This window comes from Citrobacter sp. Igbk 17, from assembly GCF_028069775.1.
GTDB lineage: Bacteria > Pseudomonadota > Gammaproteobacteria > Enterobacterales > Enterobacteriaceae > Citrobacter.
On the sequence record NZ_JANEWI010000007.1, the window covers coordinates 98,132 to 112,599 of the forward strand.

General features: G+C 54.2%; 14 protein-coding genes. 11 read left to right on the forward strand and 3 right to left on the reverse strand.

Features of this window, described 5'->3' with window-relative positions; translation table 11 throughout:
- Window position 1: 1 nt before the first annotated feature.
- The 11 genes from pmbA (at window position 2) to NNO08_RS06465 (ending at window position 9,626) form a co-directional block, all read left to right on the forward strand.
- On the forward strand, window positions 2–1,354 hold the full coding sequence (pmbA, locus tag NNO08_RS06415) for a metalloprotease PmbA (RefSeq protein ID WP_271440312.1): 1,353 nt from the start codon (window positions 2–4) through the stop codon (window positions 1,352–1,354).
- A gap of 80 nt (window positions 1,355–1,434) precedes the next feature.
- On the forward strand, window positions 1,435–1,821 hold the full coding sequence (cybC, locus tag NNO08_RS06420; protein WP_005134218.1) for a cytochrome b562: 387 nt from the start codon (window positions 1,435–1,437) through the stop codon (window positions 1,819–1,821).
- Between the two features lie 345 nt (window positions 1,822–2,166).
- On the forward strand, window positions 2,167–2,475 hold the full coding sequence (locus NNO08_RS06425; RefSeq protein ID WP_271456368.1) for a glycine dehydrogenase: 309 nt from the start codon (window positions 2,167–2,169) through the stop codon (window positions 2,473–2,475).
- 10 nt (window positions 2,476–2,485) lie between these two features.
- Window positions 2,486–2,848 carry an SFCGS family glycine-rich protein gene (locus NNO08_RS06430; RefSeq protein ID WP_137383954.1) on the forward strand — a complete coding sequence of 121 codons (363 nt, stop codon included), beginning with the start codon at window positions 2,486–2,488 and terminating at the stop codon, window positions 2,846–2,848.
- Window positions 2,849–2,850: 2 nt separating this feature from the next.
- Window positions 2,851–3,150: a DUF4312 family protein gene (locus NNO08_RS06435; RefSeq protein WP_038636649.1), complete on the forward strand. Its 300-nt coding sequence runs from the start codon at window positions 2,851–2,853 to the stop codon at window positions 3,148–3,150.
- 22 nt (window positions 3,151–3,172) lie between these two features.
- The gene (locus tag NNO08_RS06440; RefSeq protein WP_003025764.1) at window positions 3,173–3,949 is read left to right on the forward strand and encodes a DUF4311 domain-containing protein; all 777 of its coding nucleotides are present in this window, start codon (window positions 3,173–3,175) and stop codon (window positions 3,947–3,949) included.
- 11 nt (window positions 3,950–3,960) lie between these two features.
- A complete protein-coding gene (locus NNO08_RS06445) occupies window positions 3,961–4,605 on the forward strand; it encodes a DUF4310 family protein (RefSeq protein ID WP_003830379.1) in 645 nt (214 codons plus the stop codon).
- A gap of 113 nt (window positions 4,606–4,718) precedes the next feature.
- Complete coding sequence (locus NNO08_RS06450; RefSeq protein ID WP_271454055.1) at window positions 4,719–5,852, forward strand: amidohydrolase/deacetylase family metallohydrolase; 1,134 nt, start codon at window positions 4,719–4,721, stop codon at window positions 5,850–5,852.
- The gene (locus NNO08_RS06455) at window positions 5,836–6,954 is read left to right on the forward strand and encodes a DgaE family pyridoxal phosphate-dependent ammonia lyase (protein WP_271456369.1); all 1,119 of its coding nucleotides are present in this window, start codon (window positions 5,836–5,838) and stop codon (window positions 6,952–6,954) included. The genes NNO08_RS06450 and NNO08_RS06455 overlap by 17 nt, the downstream gene beginning before the upstream one ends.
- Window positions 6,951–7,691, forward strand: coding sequence for a 2-dehydro-3-deoxy-phosphogluconate aldolase (dagF, locus tag NNO08_RS06460; RefSeq protein ID WP_271440315.1), 741 nt, complete (start codon window positions 6,951–6,953; stop codon window positions 7,689–7,691). The genes NNO08_RS06455 and dagF overlap by 4 nt, the downstream gene beginning before the upstream one ends.
- 21 nt (window positions 7,692–7,712) lie before the next feature.
- Window positions 7,713–9,626 carry a BglG family transcription antiterminator gene (locus tag NNO08_RS06465; RefSeq protein ID WP_271456370.1) on the forward strand — a complete coding sequence of 638 codons (1,914 nt, stop codon included), beginning with the start codon at window positions 7,713–7,715 and terminating at the stop codon, window positions 9,624–9,626.
- Between the two features lie 33 nt (window positions 9,627–9,659).
- Here the strand turns inward: NNO08_RS06465 and nrdG are convergent, their stop codons facing one another.
- The 3 genes from nrdG to treC all read right to left on the reverse strand — a co-directional run bounded on the left by nrdG (window position 9,660) and on the right by treC (window position 14,445).
- The gene (gene nrdG / locus NNO08_RS06470; protein WP_202039771.1) at window positions 9,660–10,124 is read right to left on the reverse strand and encodes an anaerobic ribonucleoside-triphosphate reductase-activating protein; all 465 of its coding nucleotides are present in this window, start codon (window positions 10,122–10,124) and stop codon (window positions 9,660–9,662) included.
- 120 nt (window positions 10,125–10,244) lie between these two features.
- Window positions 10,245–12,383 carry an anaerobic ribonucleoside-triphosphate reductase gene (gene nrdD / locus NNO08_RS06475; protein WP_005134198.1) on the reverse strand — a complete coding sequence of 713 codons (2,139 nt, stop codon included), beginning with the start codon at window positions 12,381–12,383 and terminating at the stop codon, window positions 10,245–10,247.
- A gap of 409 nt (window positions 12,384–12,792) precedes the next feature.
- Window positions 12,793–14,445 carry an alpha,alpha-phosphotrehalase gene (gene treC / locus NNO08_RS06480; protein ID WP_271456371.1) on the reverse strand — a complete coding sequence of 551 codons (1,653 nt, stop codon included), beginning with the start codon at window positions 14,443–14,445 and terminating at the stop codon, window positions 12,793–12,795.
- Between the last annotated feature and the right edge of the window lie 23 nt (window positions 14,446–14,468).

A 14,468-nucleotide genomic window follows, 5' to 3' on the forward strand; every position in this document is an offset into this window, starting at 1 on the left:
TATGGCATTTGCGATGAAAGTAATCTCACAAGTTGAAGCGCAGCGTAAGATTCTGGAAGAAGCGGTCTCGACAGCACTGGAATTAGCGTCAGGTCAGTCGGATGGCGCGGAAGTCGCTGTAAGCAAGACCACGGGTATTAGCGTCAGCACCCGTTATGGTGAAGTGGAGAACGTAGAATTCAATAGCGATGGTGCGCTGGGGATTACGGTTTATCACCAGAACCGTAAGGGCAGCGCATCGTCCACCGATTTAAGCCCACAGGCGATTGCGCGCACCGTGCAGGCCGCGCTGGATATCGCCCGTTACACTTCACCGGATCCGTGTGCAGGCGTGGCTGATAAAGACCTGCTGGCCTTTGATGCACCCGATTTAGACCTGTTCCATCCGGCGGAAGTCACGCCTGATGAAGCTATCGAACTGGCGGCGCGCGCTGAACAGGCAGCGTTGCAGGCGGACAAACGCATCACCAATACCGAAGGCGGCAGCTTTAACAGCCACTATGGCATCAAAGTGTTTGGTAACAGCCATGGCATGTTGCAGGGTTACTGCTCTACGCGTCACTCTCTTTCCAGCTGCGTGATCGCTGAAGAAAATGGTGATATGGAACGCGATTATGCCTACACCATTGGCCGTGCGATGGGCGATCTGCAAACGCCGGAATGGGTGGGGGCCGACTGTGCTCGCCGCACGTTATCGCGCCTGTCGCCGCGTAAGCTCTCCACCATGAAAGCACCTGTTATTTTTGCCAACGAAGTGGCGACCGGGCTGTTTGGACACCTCGTCGGCGCCATTGCGGGTGGCTCGGTGTACCGCAAATCCACGTTCCTGCTGGATTCGCTGGGCAAACAAATTCTGCCGGAATGGCTGACCATTGAAGAACATCCGCACCTGCTGAAAGGGCTGGCCTCTTCGCCATTTGACAGCGAAGGCGTGCGTACGGAACGCCGTGACATTATTAAAGATGGCGTGCTGACCCAGTGGCTGCTGACCAACTACTCTGCGCGTAAGCTGGGGCTGAAGAGCACCGGCCATGCGGGCGGAATTCACAACTGGCGAATTCCGGGGCAGGGACTAAGCTTCGAGCAGTTGCTCAAAGAGATGGGCACCGGCCTGGTGGTGACTGAGCTGATGGGGCAGGGCGTGAGCGGTATTACCGGGGATTACTCGCGCGGCGCGGCGGGCTTCTGGGTTGAAAATGGCGAAATTCAGTACCCGGTGAGCGAAATTACCATCGCCGGTAACTTAAAAGATATGTGGCGAAATATCGTCACCGTCGGTAATGATATTGAAACCCGCAGCAATATACAGTGTGGTTCGGTACTGTTGCCGGAGATGAAGATCGCCGGGCAGTAATACCCGTCATACTTCAAGCTGCAGCTCGAATGATTTAGGGTATCTGGCGTTATTTTTTAATAATAAAAAGGAAGTGAGCAATGCGTAAACACCTGTTAGCGATCGTCGCGGCTTCAACGCTGGTTCTTGGTTCTTCTGCCTTTGCAGCCGATCTTGAAGACGACATGGGGATCCTCAACGACAACCTGAAGATCGTTGAAAAAACGGATAACGCGACCGAGTTAAAAGATGCGTTAACGAAAATGCGTACAGCTGCGCTGGATGCACAGAAAGGAACACCACCGAAGCTGGAAAGCAAATCCCCTGATAGCCCGGAGATGAAAGATTTCCGCCACGGTTTTGACACGCTGATCGGCCAGATCGACGGTGCGCTGAAACTGGCGAATGAAGGTAAAGTCTCAGAGGCGAAAGCCGCAGCGGAAGAGCTGAAAACCACCCGCAACGCTTACCATAAGAAGTATCGTTAATTTATGTATCCGGCCTGCGCAACCGTAGGCCGGATAAGACGCGACAGCGTCGCCCTCCGGCACCACTCTCACCCATAAGTAAACGTTATCCCCATCACATTATTTAACTTTTAACGCCAACCCGTTTTTCCTGCCGCTTGCGGTTTCCCTGCTATCTCGTGCGATCTCCATCACGTTATCCAAGGGGAAAATAACCAATCCCGCCCTTTTTGCGGCACAGATCACTGTCGCTGCGTCCGTTTCCACTTCGAAGTGGAAAACAACTCGCTACAAACTTTTAACCTCCACCGCTACTTTACCCTCAGAGCCATTAGTGGGGTAAGACGAGTGAATAACGGAGCTGTAATGAATGACATGGGGGAATCGGTGGAACTGGCCGAGCGCATGCTGGCGCAGGTGTATGCCTTGCTGCGTGAACGCCACATTATTCCCAACGCAGTACAGGAACAGATGCTGACATCGCACGTTCGCGCTATGGCGCACCGCTCGGTCACGGGTGAACCGCTACCTGAAGTCGATGCCAGCTTATTTGATGAAATATCTGCCGAATCAATGGCGCTTGCCCGCGACGTCGTCGCCGAGTTTGGCAATCTTCCTGAGGAAGAGGCCTGGCTGCTGTCGGTGCACTTCGAAGTCGCGAAAGACAACCTTTAAGGAGCAAAAGATGGAACAGATTACCGTAGTGATTGGCGATCGTCTGGGTAAAGGCCAGAAAGTGGCGGCAGGTGTTGAGAAAGCAGGCGGCCGTGCGGTTGTGGTACCGGGCGTTGCCGCTGATATGAAGCTGGGCGATGTGATGAAAGCGGAAAATGCCACCTTTGGCATCTCGTTTTGCGGCAGCGGCGGCGCGGGGGCTATCACTGCACAGACCAAATACGGCTACAAGGCGAAATATGGAATGCGCTCAGTTGAAGAGGGCGTGACCGCCATCAACGAAGGTTGCAACGTGCTGGGGTTCGGCTTTATGGACAAAGAAGAGCTCGGCGAGCGCCTGGTACAGGCGTGGCAAAAGAAATACGGCGCTTAAGTATGAAAGAGCAATTCACCACCACGGTGAGAGTCACTGGCAAGGGCGAAGCCAAAGCGCGCGCCTTTGCCGATGCCCTGAACCACGTTCAGGCTGCGGTGATGAAAGCATCGCCGCATATCTTACTGCGTATTGAGCCACAGGATGTGCAGGTCGTTCAAGCGCGTGAAACGGTGCGCAAAGAGGCGTTTTTATTCCTCTTTCTACGCCGGGAAAGACGCACTTTCAGCGTGGAGCTGGATGTGACTGTCAACGTGACTGCCATCAATCTCGACAAGGTGGATTTCGTTACGCAACGCTGATTCTCTATTAAAAGGCATAACTATGTTCCTGATAATATTAATAAAATCGCTCATCATCGGCGCGCTGGTTGGCGTCGGTGTCGGCGCTGGGGCTGCACGCATGTTTCATGCGCCTACCACTCAAGGGATGGGCGCATTTCGTACCCTTGGGGAACTGAATTCCTGTGAAGGGGATCCGGCTTCTCACTTCTCGTTCGGCCTGGGCTTCTTCTTTAACGCCTGGGCTTCTTCCGTTGCGGCGGGGGCGTTCACTCAGGACGTTGACCACCGCATCATCCCCAACTGGGGTGCCGCCGCGCTGATGATCAAAAATCGCAACGTCGGTGAAACGCTGCACGATCCTAAACGCATGGCGATTGCTTGTGGCGTCATTGGCATGATCGTTGTGACGTTCCTGAACCTTACCGCATCATCCGTACCCGAAGCATTGCAGGTTACCGCCGTTAAGGTGCTGGTTCCCGCAGCCAACCTGCTGGTCAACACGGTAATGCCGGTGATCTTCTGGCTGGCGGCGATCGATGCCGGTAAAAAATCTGGCTTCTGGGCGACCGTTTTCGGTGGTGCAGCACAGCTGATTATGGGTAACGCCGTTCCGGGTCTGGTCCTCGGTATCCTGATTGGTAAAGGTGTTGAAGAGAGCGGCTGGAACCACGTCACCAAAGTGATGATGGTGGCTATCGTCGCGCTGTTCGTCCTGAGCGGCTTCTTCCGCGGCTTCGATATGAAGATGATCGAATCTTTCCATCTGACCGTGCCTAACTGGCTGGAACTGATCCACAACTCGCTCAGTGGCAAATAACGGAGGCCATCATGGAACAAAATAAAGGTTTTTGGTTTGCCGACTGGTCATTCCCGATCTTCGTTGGCTTGCTCTCTTCTGGCGTCTTTGCCGGAACGCACATGTACTACCTGTATGGCATTGGTGCATTCAACGAAGTGGCATTCGTGGCGATGCTTAAAGCGGGAATGGATACCGGCTCCTACGGCGCGGTAGCGGCTTTTGGTGCAAGCTTCCTGTTTGCCCGCATCATTGAAGGTTCGCTGGTGGGGATTCTGGACATCGGCGGGGCGATTCAGACCGGTGTTGGGTTAGGCGTTCCGGCGCTGCTACTGGGGGCGGGCATTATTTTCCCGGTCGCCAATTTTGCCGCCTCACTGGTCACCGGTCTGGTGATTGGTCTGGCGATTGGCTACATCATCATTCTGGCGCGTAAGTTCACCATCAATCAGAGCGACTCGACCTACGGGGCTGACGTGATGATGGGGGCCGGCAACGCCTCCGGCCGCTTCCTTGGGCCGTTGATTATCCTCAGTGCCATGACGGCCTCTATTCCTATCGGGATCGGCTCTCTGGCGGGCGCACTGCTGTTTTACCTGTGGCAGAAACCAATCACCGGCGGTGCGATCCTTGGGGCGATGATCCTCGGTTCCATCTTCCCGATTGCCATTAGTTGATGGTGTGCCGTTGTAGGCCGGATAAGGCGCAGCCGCCATCCGGAAATGACGCCTGATGGCGCTGCGCTTATCAGGCCTACACGACCGCCCCCATTTCAACAGGAGAGAGAGACATGTTTGATTTACTCCTGCGCCATGCGCGTCTGGTTGACGATACGGTGAGTGATATTGCGCTAAAGGACGGCAAAATCGCGGCGCTGGGCGACATTGATAGCCCGGCGGCAAACATCATCGACTTACGCGGCGAGTGCTACGTCAGCGCAGGCTGGATTGATTCCCACGTCCACTGTTATCCCAAATCCCCGATTTATCATGACCAACCCGACAGCGTGGGCATTGCCACCGGTGTCACTACGGTGGTGGATGCGGGCAGTACTGGCGCTGATGATATTGACGATTTTTACACGCTGACGCGCGATGCAGCCACTGAAGTTTATGCACTGCTGAATATCTCCCGCGTTGGGCTTATCGCGCAGAACGAGCTGGCTAACATGGCCAATATCGACGCCGATGCGGTGCAGCAGGCGGTGAAACGCCACCCCGATTTTATCGTGGGTCTGAAGGCGCGCATGAGCAGCAGCGTGGTCGGTGAAAATGGCATTACACCGCTGGATCGGGCTAAAGCGATGCAGGCGCAGAACGGTGACCTGCCGCTGATGGTGCACATCGGCAACAACCCCCCGGATCTGGATGAGATTGCCGAACGCCTGATGGCGGGCGATATCATCACCCACTGCTACAACGGTAAGCCAAACCGCATTCTGACACCGGAAGGTGAGCTGCGTGCATCGGTGACACGGGCGATTTCGCGCGGGGTTCGTCTGGACGTTGGGCACGGTACAGCCAGCCTCAGCTTTGCGGTGGCGAAACGCGCTATCGAACTGGGTATTCTGCCGCACACCATCAGTTCCGATATTTACTGTCGCAATCGTATCAGCGGCCCGGTGTATTCCCTGGCGAATGTGATGTCGAAGTTTCTCGCTATCGGCATGTCACTGCCGCAGGTTATTGAATGCGTAACCGCCAATGCGGCCGATGGTCTGCGGCTGAAAAACAAGGGCCGACTGCAGGTGGGGCTGGATGCCGATCTGACCCTCTTTGCGTTGAAACGCCAGCCAGGCGTGCTGGTAGATGCCGAAAACGACAGCCTGCAGGCTGAACAACTGCTGGTGCCGCTTGCCGCAATACGTGCGGGTAAGGGCTATATGACCGAACAAGGGAGCGCGGAACATGCCTTCAATTTTTGAGAAGTACCATTTAAAACAGGTGATTAATACATCCGGTCGCATGACGGCACTGGGTGTCTCCACGCCACGACCGGAAGTGGTTCAGGCTGCGATGGCGGGGATGAATCAATACTTCGAAATGAAAGATCTGGTCAATAAGACAGGTGAGTACATTGCGAAGTTACTGGATGTGGAAGGGGCAACCGTCGTTTCCTGTGCCTCGGCAGGGATTGCCCAGTCGGTGGCGGCGGTGCTGGTTAAAGACAGTGACTGGCTATTGGAAAACCTGCACGTGACGCCTGTCGATAACAACGAAATCGTGCTACCCAAAGGCCACAACGTTAACTTCGGCGCTCCGGTTGGCGCGATGGTGGCGCTCGGCGGCGGTAAGTTAGTGGAAGCGGGCTATGCCAACGAATGCTCGGCGGCGCAGCTGGCTGCGGCTATTACACCGCGCACGGCGGCCATTCTGTATATCAAATCTCACCACTGTGTACAGAAAAGCATGCTCAGCGTAGAGCAGGCTGCGGTGGTCGCTCGCACGCATAACCTACCGTTGATCGTCGATGCGGCGGCGGAAGAGGATTTGCAATGTTACTACCGTGTCGGCGCGGACCTGGTCATTTACAGCGGAGCGAAGGCGATCGAAGGGCCAACCAGCGGTCTGGTGATTGGCAAAACGCAGTATGTTGAATGGGTCAAACGCCAGACGGCGGGCATTGGCCGGGCAATGAAGGTCGGCAAAGAAGGCATCCTCGGTTTGACCTGTGCTATCGAACTGTACCTAAGCGCGCAGAAAGAGAGCGGCGCAGAGATGGTAGAAAAAATGACGCCGTTTATAGAGGCGTTGAATGCCCTGAATGGTGTGAGCGCTCGTGTCGTGTGGGACAGTGCAGGGCGTGACATTGCACGTACAGAAATTAAGTTTGACGAAGCGGTAACCGGTATCGCCACGGGCGAACTGGTCGACGCGCTGAAGCAAGGGGAGTATGCGATTTACTTCCGTGGTTACAAAGCCAATGAAGGCATCATTGAGGCGGATGTGCGCAGCGTCGATCGTGCGCAACTGGAGATTGTGGCTCGCCGGATTGCTGAAGTGATTTCGCAGGAGCAAAAAGCATGAAATTAACCCCTAATTTTTACCGCGATCGCGTCTGTCTGAACGTGCTGGCAGGCTCCAAACAGAACGCCCGGGATATTTATGCGGCGGCGGAAGGACACGTGCTGGTTGGCGTGTTGTCAAAAAATTACCCCAACGTCGAAAGCGCGGTTGCGGATATGCGTGAATACGCGGCGCTTATTGACAATGCACTGTCTGTGGGGCTGGGGGCGGGCGATCCGAACCAGTCGGCAATGGTCAGTGAAATTTCCCGCCAGGTGCAGCCTCAGCATGTTAATCAGGTGTTTACCGGCGTGGCAACCAGCCGTGCGTTATTGGGCCAGCAGGATACGGTAGTCAATGGTCTGGTCTCGCCAACGGGGACGCCGGGCAGGGTGAAAATTTCCACCGGTCCGCTAAGCAGCCAGGCACCAGACGGCATTGTGCCGGTTGAAACCGCGATTGCTCTGCTCAAAGATATGGGCGGTAGCTCAATTAAGTACTTTCCGATGGGCGGTCTGAAATGCCGTGACGAATACATCGCGGTCGCGCAGGCCTGCGCCCGCCACGACTTCTGGCTTGAGCCTACCGGCGGTATAGACCTGGAAAATTTCGCGGAAATCCTGCAGATCGCCCTTGATGCTGGAGTGAGCAAAATCATTCCTCACATCTATAGTTCGATTATTGATAAGGTGAGTGGCGATACCCGTCCGCAGGACGTTCGCCAACTGCTGGCGATCACCCGCGCCTGCGTAGGCTAATTAACAGATGAGGAAACTGACGTGAGATTCCCCAACCAACGTTTAGCGCAGCTGTTTGACATGCTGCAAAACGAAGCGCTCCCGCAGGATGAGCTGGCGCAGCGGTTGTCGGTTTCTACACGCACCGTACGTGCGGATATTACGGCGCTAAACGCGCTGCTTACCCAGTACGGCGCGCAGTTTGTTCTCAGCAGGGGCAGCGGTTACCAGCTTAAAATTGATGACCCGGCAAGTTATCACTCCCTGCAAACGCAGCAGCCTGAAACGTTGCTGCGCATCCCGCGAACCAGCCAGGAGCGGGTACACTGGCTGGTGGTCCGTTTTCTGACGTCGGCCTTTTCACTGAAACTTGAAGATTTAGCTGATGAATGGTTTATCAGTCGTGCGACGCTGCAAAACGATATGGCCGAAGTCCGTGAACACCTGCAACGTTATCATCTGACGCTGGAAACACGTCCCCGGCATGGCATGAAGCTGTTCGGCAGCGAGATGGCGATTCGCGCCTGTTTGACCGATCTGCTATGGACGCTGGCGCAGCAGGATCCGCAGCATCCGTTAGTGACGCAAGAGGCGCTGAATGCCGGGATCCCTGAACAGCTACAACCGATTTTACAGGATATTTTTGCCCGTTTTCATATTCGACTGACCGATGAGGGCGAGCTGTTTCTGCGCTTGTACTGTGCGGTGGCTATCCGGCGGATTAGCGAAGGGTATCCACTGCCTGAATTTGCCGCTGAAGAAACTGAACAGGCGGTGTGCCTGGCGGCAAGAGAGATTGCGGGGATTTTGCACCAACTGGCAGACAAGCCGCTTTCCGCGTATGAAGAAAACTGGCTTCAGGTACACATTGCCGCCCGTCAGGTACAGGAGATTGCGCCCAGCGCCATCAATGCCGATGATGACGAAGCGCTGGTCAATTACATCCTGCGTTTTATCAACACCCAGTACAACTACAACCTGCTGAATGACCAGCAATTGCATGCCGATCTGCTGACACATATTAAGACAATGATCACCCGGGTGCGTTACCAGATAATGATCCCTAATCCGTTGCTGGAAAATATTAAACAGCACTACCCGATGGCATGGGATATGACGCTGGCCGCCGTGTCAGGTTGGGGAAAATACACGCCGTATACCATCAGTGAAAATGAGATCGGCTTTCTGGTTCTGCATATTGGCGTTGGGCTGGAACGTAGTTACAACATCGGTTACCAGCGTCAACCGCGTGTGCTGTTGGTCTGTGATGCGGGAAATGCGATGGTGCGGATGATTGAAGCGGTGCTGGCGCGAAAATATCCGCAGATTGATATTGTGGGCACCGTGACGCTACGCGACTACGAACAGCGTGAAAGCATCAGCGAAGACTTCGTTATTTCTACCGCGCGGATCGGTGAAAAAGATAAACCCGTAGTGATGATTGCGCCGTTCCCTACCGATTATCAACTGGAGCAGATTGGCAAACTGGTGCTGGTCGACAGAACCCGTCCGTGGATGCTGAACAAGTTTTTCGATGCCGCCCACTTTCGTATTATCGACGGCACCATGGATCAGCAGACGCTGTTCAAAACGTTATGCCACCAGTTGCAGGATGAAGGTTTTGTCGACGCGGAGTTTCTTGATTCGGTTGTTGAACGTGAGGCCATTGTCAGCACCATGTTGGGCGACAGCATTGCTCTGCCGCATGCGCTCGGCTTGCTGGCAAAGAAAACGGTGGTCTACACCATCCTCGCCCCGCAGGGTATTGCCTGGGGCGATGAAACGGCACACGTGATTTTCTTGCTCGCCATTAGTAAAAGCGAATACGAAGAAGCGATGGCCATCTACGATATCTTTGTCACCTTCCTGCGTGAACGCGCCATGACGCGACTCTGCGCGAGCAGGAATTTCACCGAGTTCAAAACGGTCGCGATGGAGTGCGTGAGTCGTTTTTGAGAGGCGGAAAACAGAACGTCTACCGCCGGAAAATTATCGCAAATGATGTACCACCTGGTTGCTGCTACCGCGCCAGATAAGCGCCGGGTCTTTAAGATCCTGCACAAATTTGCCATCAACCAGCACGTTGATGAGATCCACCACCTGCATCTGCGCGGCATTGAGTTCATCGAGCTTGTAACCGGTCCACACCCAAATATCTTTCCCCGGACACTCAGCGCGAATACGTTGTACCAGTTGCAGAATATCCGGCACGTTTTGCGGGTGCAGCGGATCGCCGCCGGACAGCGAAATCCCCTGACGATGAATGCGCGTGTCGTTCAGATCGGCAACGATCTTGTCTTCCATCTCTTTGGTGAATGGCAGACCGGAGTTTAACCGCCATGTGCTTTTGTTATAGCAGCCAGGGCATTCATGCACGCACCCGGAAACAAACAAGGTGCAGCGGGTGCCGGGGCCGTTAACGATATCGACGGGATAATATTGGTGGTATTGCATAGAAGATGTCCAGAAAGCATGTAGGCCGGATAAGGTGCTTGCACCGCATCCGGCAACATTGTGATGCCTGATGGCGACGCGATTGCGTCTTATCAGGCCTACGGCCTTTGCAAACGGAAATTAACCTATCTGCCCGTTACCTAAATGCTTAACGCGGCGCTTCACTTCTTCCTGCTTACCGGCGTTAAACGGACGGGCGTCCGGGCTGCCTAAGTAGCCGCATACGCGACGGGTTACCGATACGCGCGCGGCGTCGTGGTTACCACATTTCGGGCAGGTGAAGCCTTTGCTGGTGCATTCGAACTCACCAGTAAAGCCACATTCGTAGCACTCATCGATTGGCGTGTTGGTCCCGTAATACGGCACGTGCTGGTAGCTGTAATCCCACACGTCTTCCAGCGCTTTCAGGTTGTGCTGAATGTTCGGGTACTCGCCGTAGCAAATGAAGCCTCCGCTTGCCAGCGGCGGGTACGGCGCTTCGAAGTCGATTTTGTCGTATGGGTTCACCTTCTTCTCTACATCAAGGTGGAAGCTGTTGGTGTAGTAACCTTTGTCGGTTACGCCTGGTACCACACCAAATTCGGCGGTATCGAGACGGCAGAAGCGGTCACACAGGTTTTCGCTTGGCGTGCTGTACAGGCTGAAACCGTAGCCGGTTTCGTCTTTCCACTGATCAACAGCCTGACGCAGACGTTCGACAATGGCGATACCTTTGGCGCGCAGCTCTTCGCTGTCGTACAGGTGCTTATCACCAAACAGCGCGTTGATGGTCTCGTGAATGCCGATGTAACCCAGAGAGATGGATGCGCGGCCATTTTTAAAGATTTCAGACACATCATCGTCCGCTTTCAGGCGAACACCGCAGGCACCTTCCATATACAGGATTGGCGCAACGCGGGCTTTCACACCTTCCAGACGCGCGATACGGGTCATCAGCGCTTTACGTGCCAGAATCAGACGGTCGTCGAGCAGTTTCCAGAAGGTGGCTTCGTCACCATGGGCTTCCAGCGCGATGCGTGGCAGGTTCAGGCTAATAACGCCAAGGTTGTTGCGTCCGTCGTGAATCTGTTCGCCGTTCTCGTTTTCCCAGACGCCGAGGAAGCTACGGCAGCCCATTGGGGTTTTGAACGAACCGGTGACTTTCACTACCTGATCGTAGTTCAGGATATCCGGGTACATACGCTTGCTTGCGCATTCCAGCGCCAGCTGTTTAATGTCGTAGTTTGGATCGCCAAACTTGTGGTTCAGACCGTCACGAATCGCGAATACCAGTTTCGGGAAGACGGCTGTTTTACGATTTTTACCCAGTCCCGCGATGCGGTTACGCAGAATGGATTGCTGGATCAAACGTGATTCCCAGCTGGTTCCCAGGCCAAAACCAAAGGTGACGAATGGCGTCTGACCATTAGCGGTATGCAGGGTATTCACTTCATACTCAAGGGACTGGAATGCGTCGTAGCACTCTTTCTCGGTACGGGAATGTGCATAACCGTCAGCATCCGGGATCTGCCACTCTTCAGCGGTTTTACGGTGTTTATTAAAGCTCTCGGTCACGAAGGGCGCGAGGACTTCATCAATACGGTTAATGGTGGTGCCGCCATAAATATGGCTGGCAACCTGCGCGATGATTTGTGCAGTGACGGCGGTTGCGGTCGAGATGGATTTTGGCGGCTCAATCTCCGCGTTACCCATCTTAAAGCCCTGTGTCAGCATACCTTTCAGGTCGATCAGCATGCAGTTAAACATCGGGAAGAACGGCGAGTAGTCGAGGTCGTGATAGTGAATATCACCACGCTCGTGTGCCTGGACGACATCACGCGGCAGCAGGTGCTGGCGTGCATAATGTTTGGCGACGATACCCGCCAGCAGGTCACGCTGGGTCGGGATCACTTTGCTGTCTTTGTTGGCATTTTCATTCAGCAGAGCAGAGTTGGTTTGCTCAACCAGACCACGAATTTCCTGGTTCAGACGGCCACGTTTTTCACGCTGTATATCACGGTCGTGGCGATATTCGATGTACGCACGGGCGAGTTGTTTGTACGGACCAGACATCAGTTGGTTTTCTACCGCGGTCTGGATCTCGTTGATATCGACCTGGCTGCGCTCATTCATCTGACTGCTAACGACTTCTGCGACGGTGGCACAGTAATCTGCGTCATCGACTCCCGCTGCTTTAGCTGCACGCAGAATGGCTTCTTTGATGCGCTCTGATTTAAACGGCACTTTACAGCCATCTCGTTTCATCACATGCGGTGTCATGATCACTCCATATTTATAAGAACAGGTTATCCACAGAGGTTGGGGAAGCGGCCATGGGTTTATTCATCTATCAGGCCAATGACTTCCCGCAATCCCGACCCACTTTATCCACAATTCCACCGCTAACCGGGGAAATGTCGTTGTAGCAATTGTAGTCGATTAATACAACATATTGGGTCGGCGTGCATTTTAAGTTCTATATGTAGTGATTTGCATCAAGGATGTTTACGATTTATTTGATGTAGCGCAAAGTAAAAACTGGAGCGTACAGATGACGGGCACTGCAGCCGATTGTAAATTGTGGCAAGAAAAATCTGATTAATTATTCAACAAAAACAGGAAGGTAAGTCAGACATCTTCGGTGAAGCCCGGTAGCGCTATCCGTACCGGGCTCAAAGCCAATTGCAAGCTATTTTTGCAGCCACCAGATGGCTTCAAAAGGACGTAATGTCATATCGCCTGGCTGGCTGGCGACCTCGGCGTAGTTGTGCATCATCACCTGCCAGTTTCCCTGGGTGTCAGCGGGTTGCCAGGGCTGGAAGGTGTTGCTCAGGTTGGCAATGACCAGAAGCCGCTGCCCTTGCCACTCGCGCTGATAGCACCATATGTGCGGGCTGTCAGGTAGCAGATCCTGGTAATCACCCCAGGTGAGAACCGGCTCCGCTTTACGCAATGCGATCAGCTTCTGATAGGTATAGAACACCGAGTCGTCATCATTCAGCGCCGCTGCGACATTGATATCCGCTGCGTTGTCGCACAGATTGATCCATGGTTCACCCTGCGTGAAGCCTGCGTGTTTGCTGGCATCCCATTGCATCGGCGTGCGGCTGTTATCACGGGATTTACTGGCCAGAATCGTCAGTAATTCGTCGGCATCGCGTCCCTGCGCATTCAGCTCAGCGAACATGTTATGGCTTTCCACGTCGCGATAATCGGTTATCTGGCGGAAGTGTGGGTTGGTCATGCCAATCTCTTCCCCCTGATAGATATAAGGCGTGCCCTGCATACCGTGCAGCACCATGGCCAGCATTTTGGCGGCAGGAACGCGGTATTTCTCTTCATCGCCAAAACGCGAAACGATACGTGGCTGATCGTGATTACACCAGAACAGCGCGTTCCAGGCGACGTTGTGCATGCCTTGCTGCCAGTGGCGGAACAGGGTTTTTAGCGCCAGATAGTCGGGTTTTGCTAGCGTCCATTTCTCTCCATTGGGGTAATCCACTTTCAGATGGTGGAAGTTAAAGGTCATCGACAGCTCACTACCATCCTGGGCGGCGTATTGCTGGCAATGTTCCAGCGTAGTGGATGACATTTCTCCCACCGTCATCAGGTTGCGTGGGGTAAAGACATCGCGGTTCATCTCACGCAAAAATTCATGTGCGCGTGGACCGTCGGTATAAAAACGGCGTCCATCACCGTCTGGATCGTTCGGGAAGTCCTGATCTTTAGAGATAAGATTCACCACGTCGAGACGCAGACCGTCCACGCCGCGATCGGCCCAGAACTCGCACACTTTTTTCAGCTCAGCGCGAACCGCCGGGTTTTCCCAGTTCAGATCGGCCTGCTCTGGGGCAAAGAGGTGCAGGTAATACTGCTCGCTTTCGGCGTGCCAGCTCCAGGCACTGCCGCCAAATTTGGAGCGCCAGTTGTTCGGGCTGGCCTCTGACGTGCCATCGCGCCAGAAATAAAACTGACGATACGGGCTGTTTTTATCCAGAGCGTCACGAAACCAGGCGTGCTGTGTTGAAGTATGGTTAAGCACCATATCAAGGATAATACGGATGCCGCGCGCTTTTGCCTGCGTGACCAGTTCGTCAAAGTCTGCAAGCGTACCGTAGGCCGGATCGACGGACATATAGTTAGCGACGTCATAGCCGTTATCAACTTGCGGTGAAATGTAGAATGGCGTCAGCCAGATAGCATCGACCCCCAGTTTCTGCAGGTAGTCGAGACGCTGCGTCACACCGCGCAAATCACCGGTACCGCTACCGGTGGTGTCCTGAAAACTCTTGGGGTAAATTTGATAAATAACGCCGTTTTGCCACCAGTGTGGAATATTCATTGCTGTTTCCTGGAGATACGATG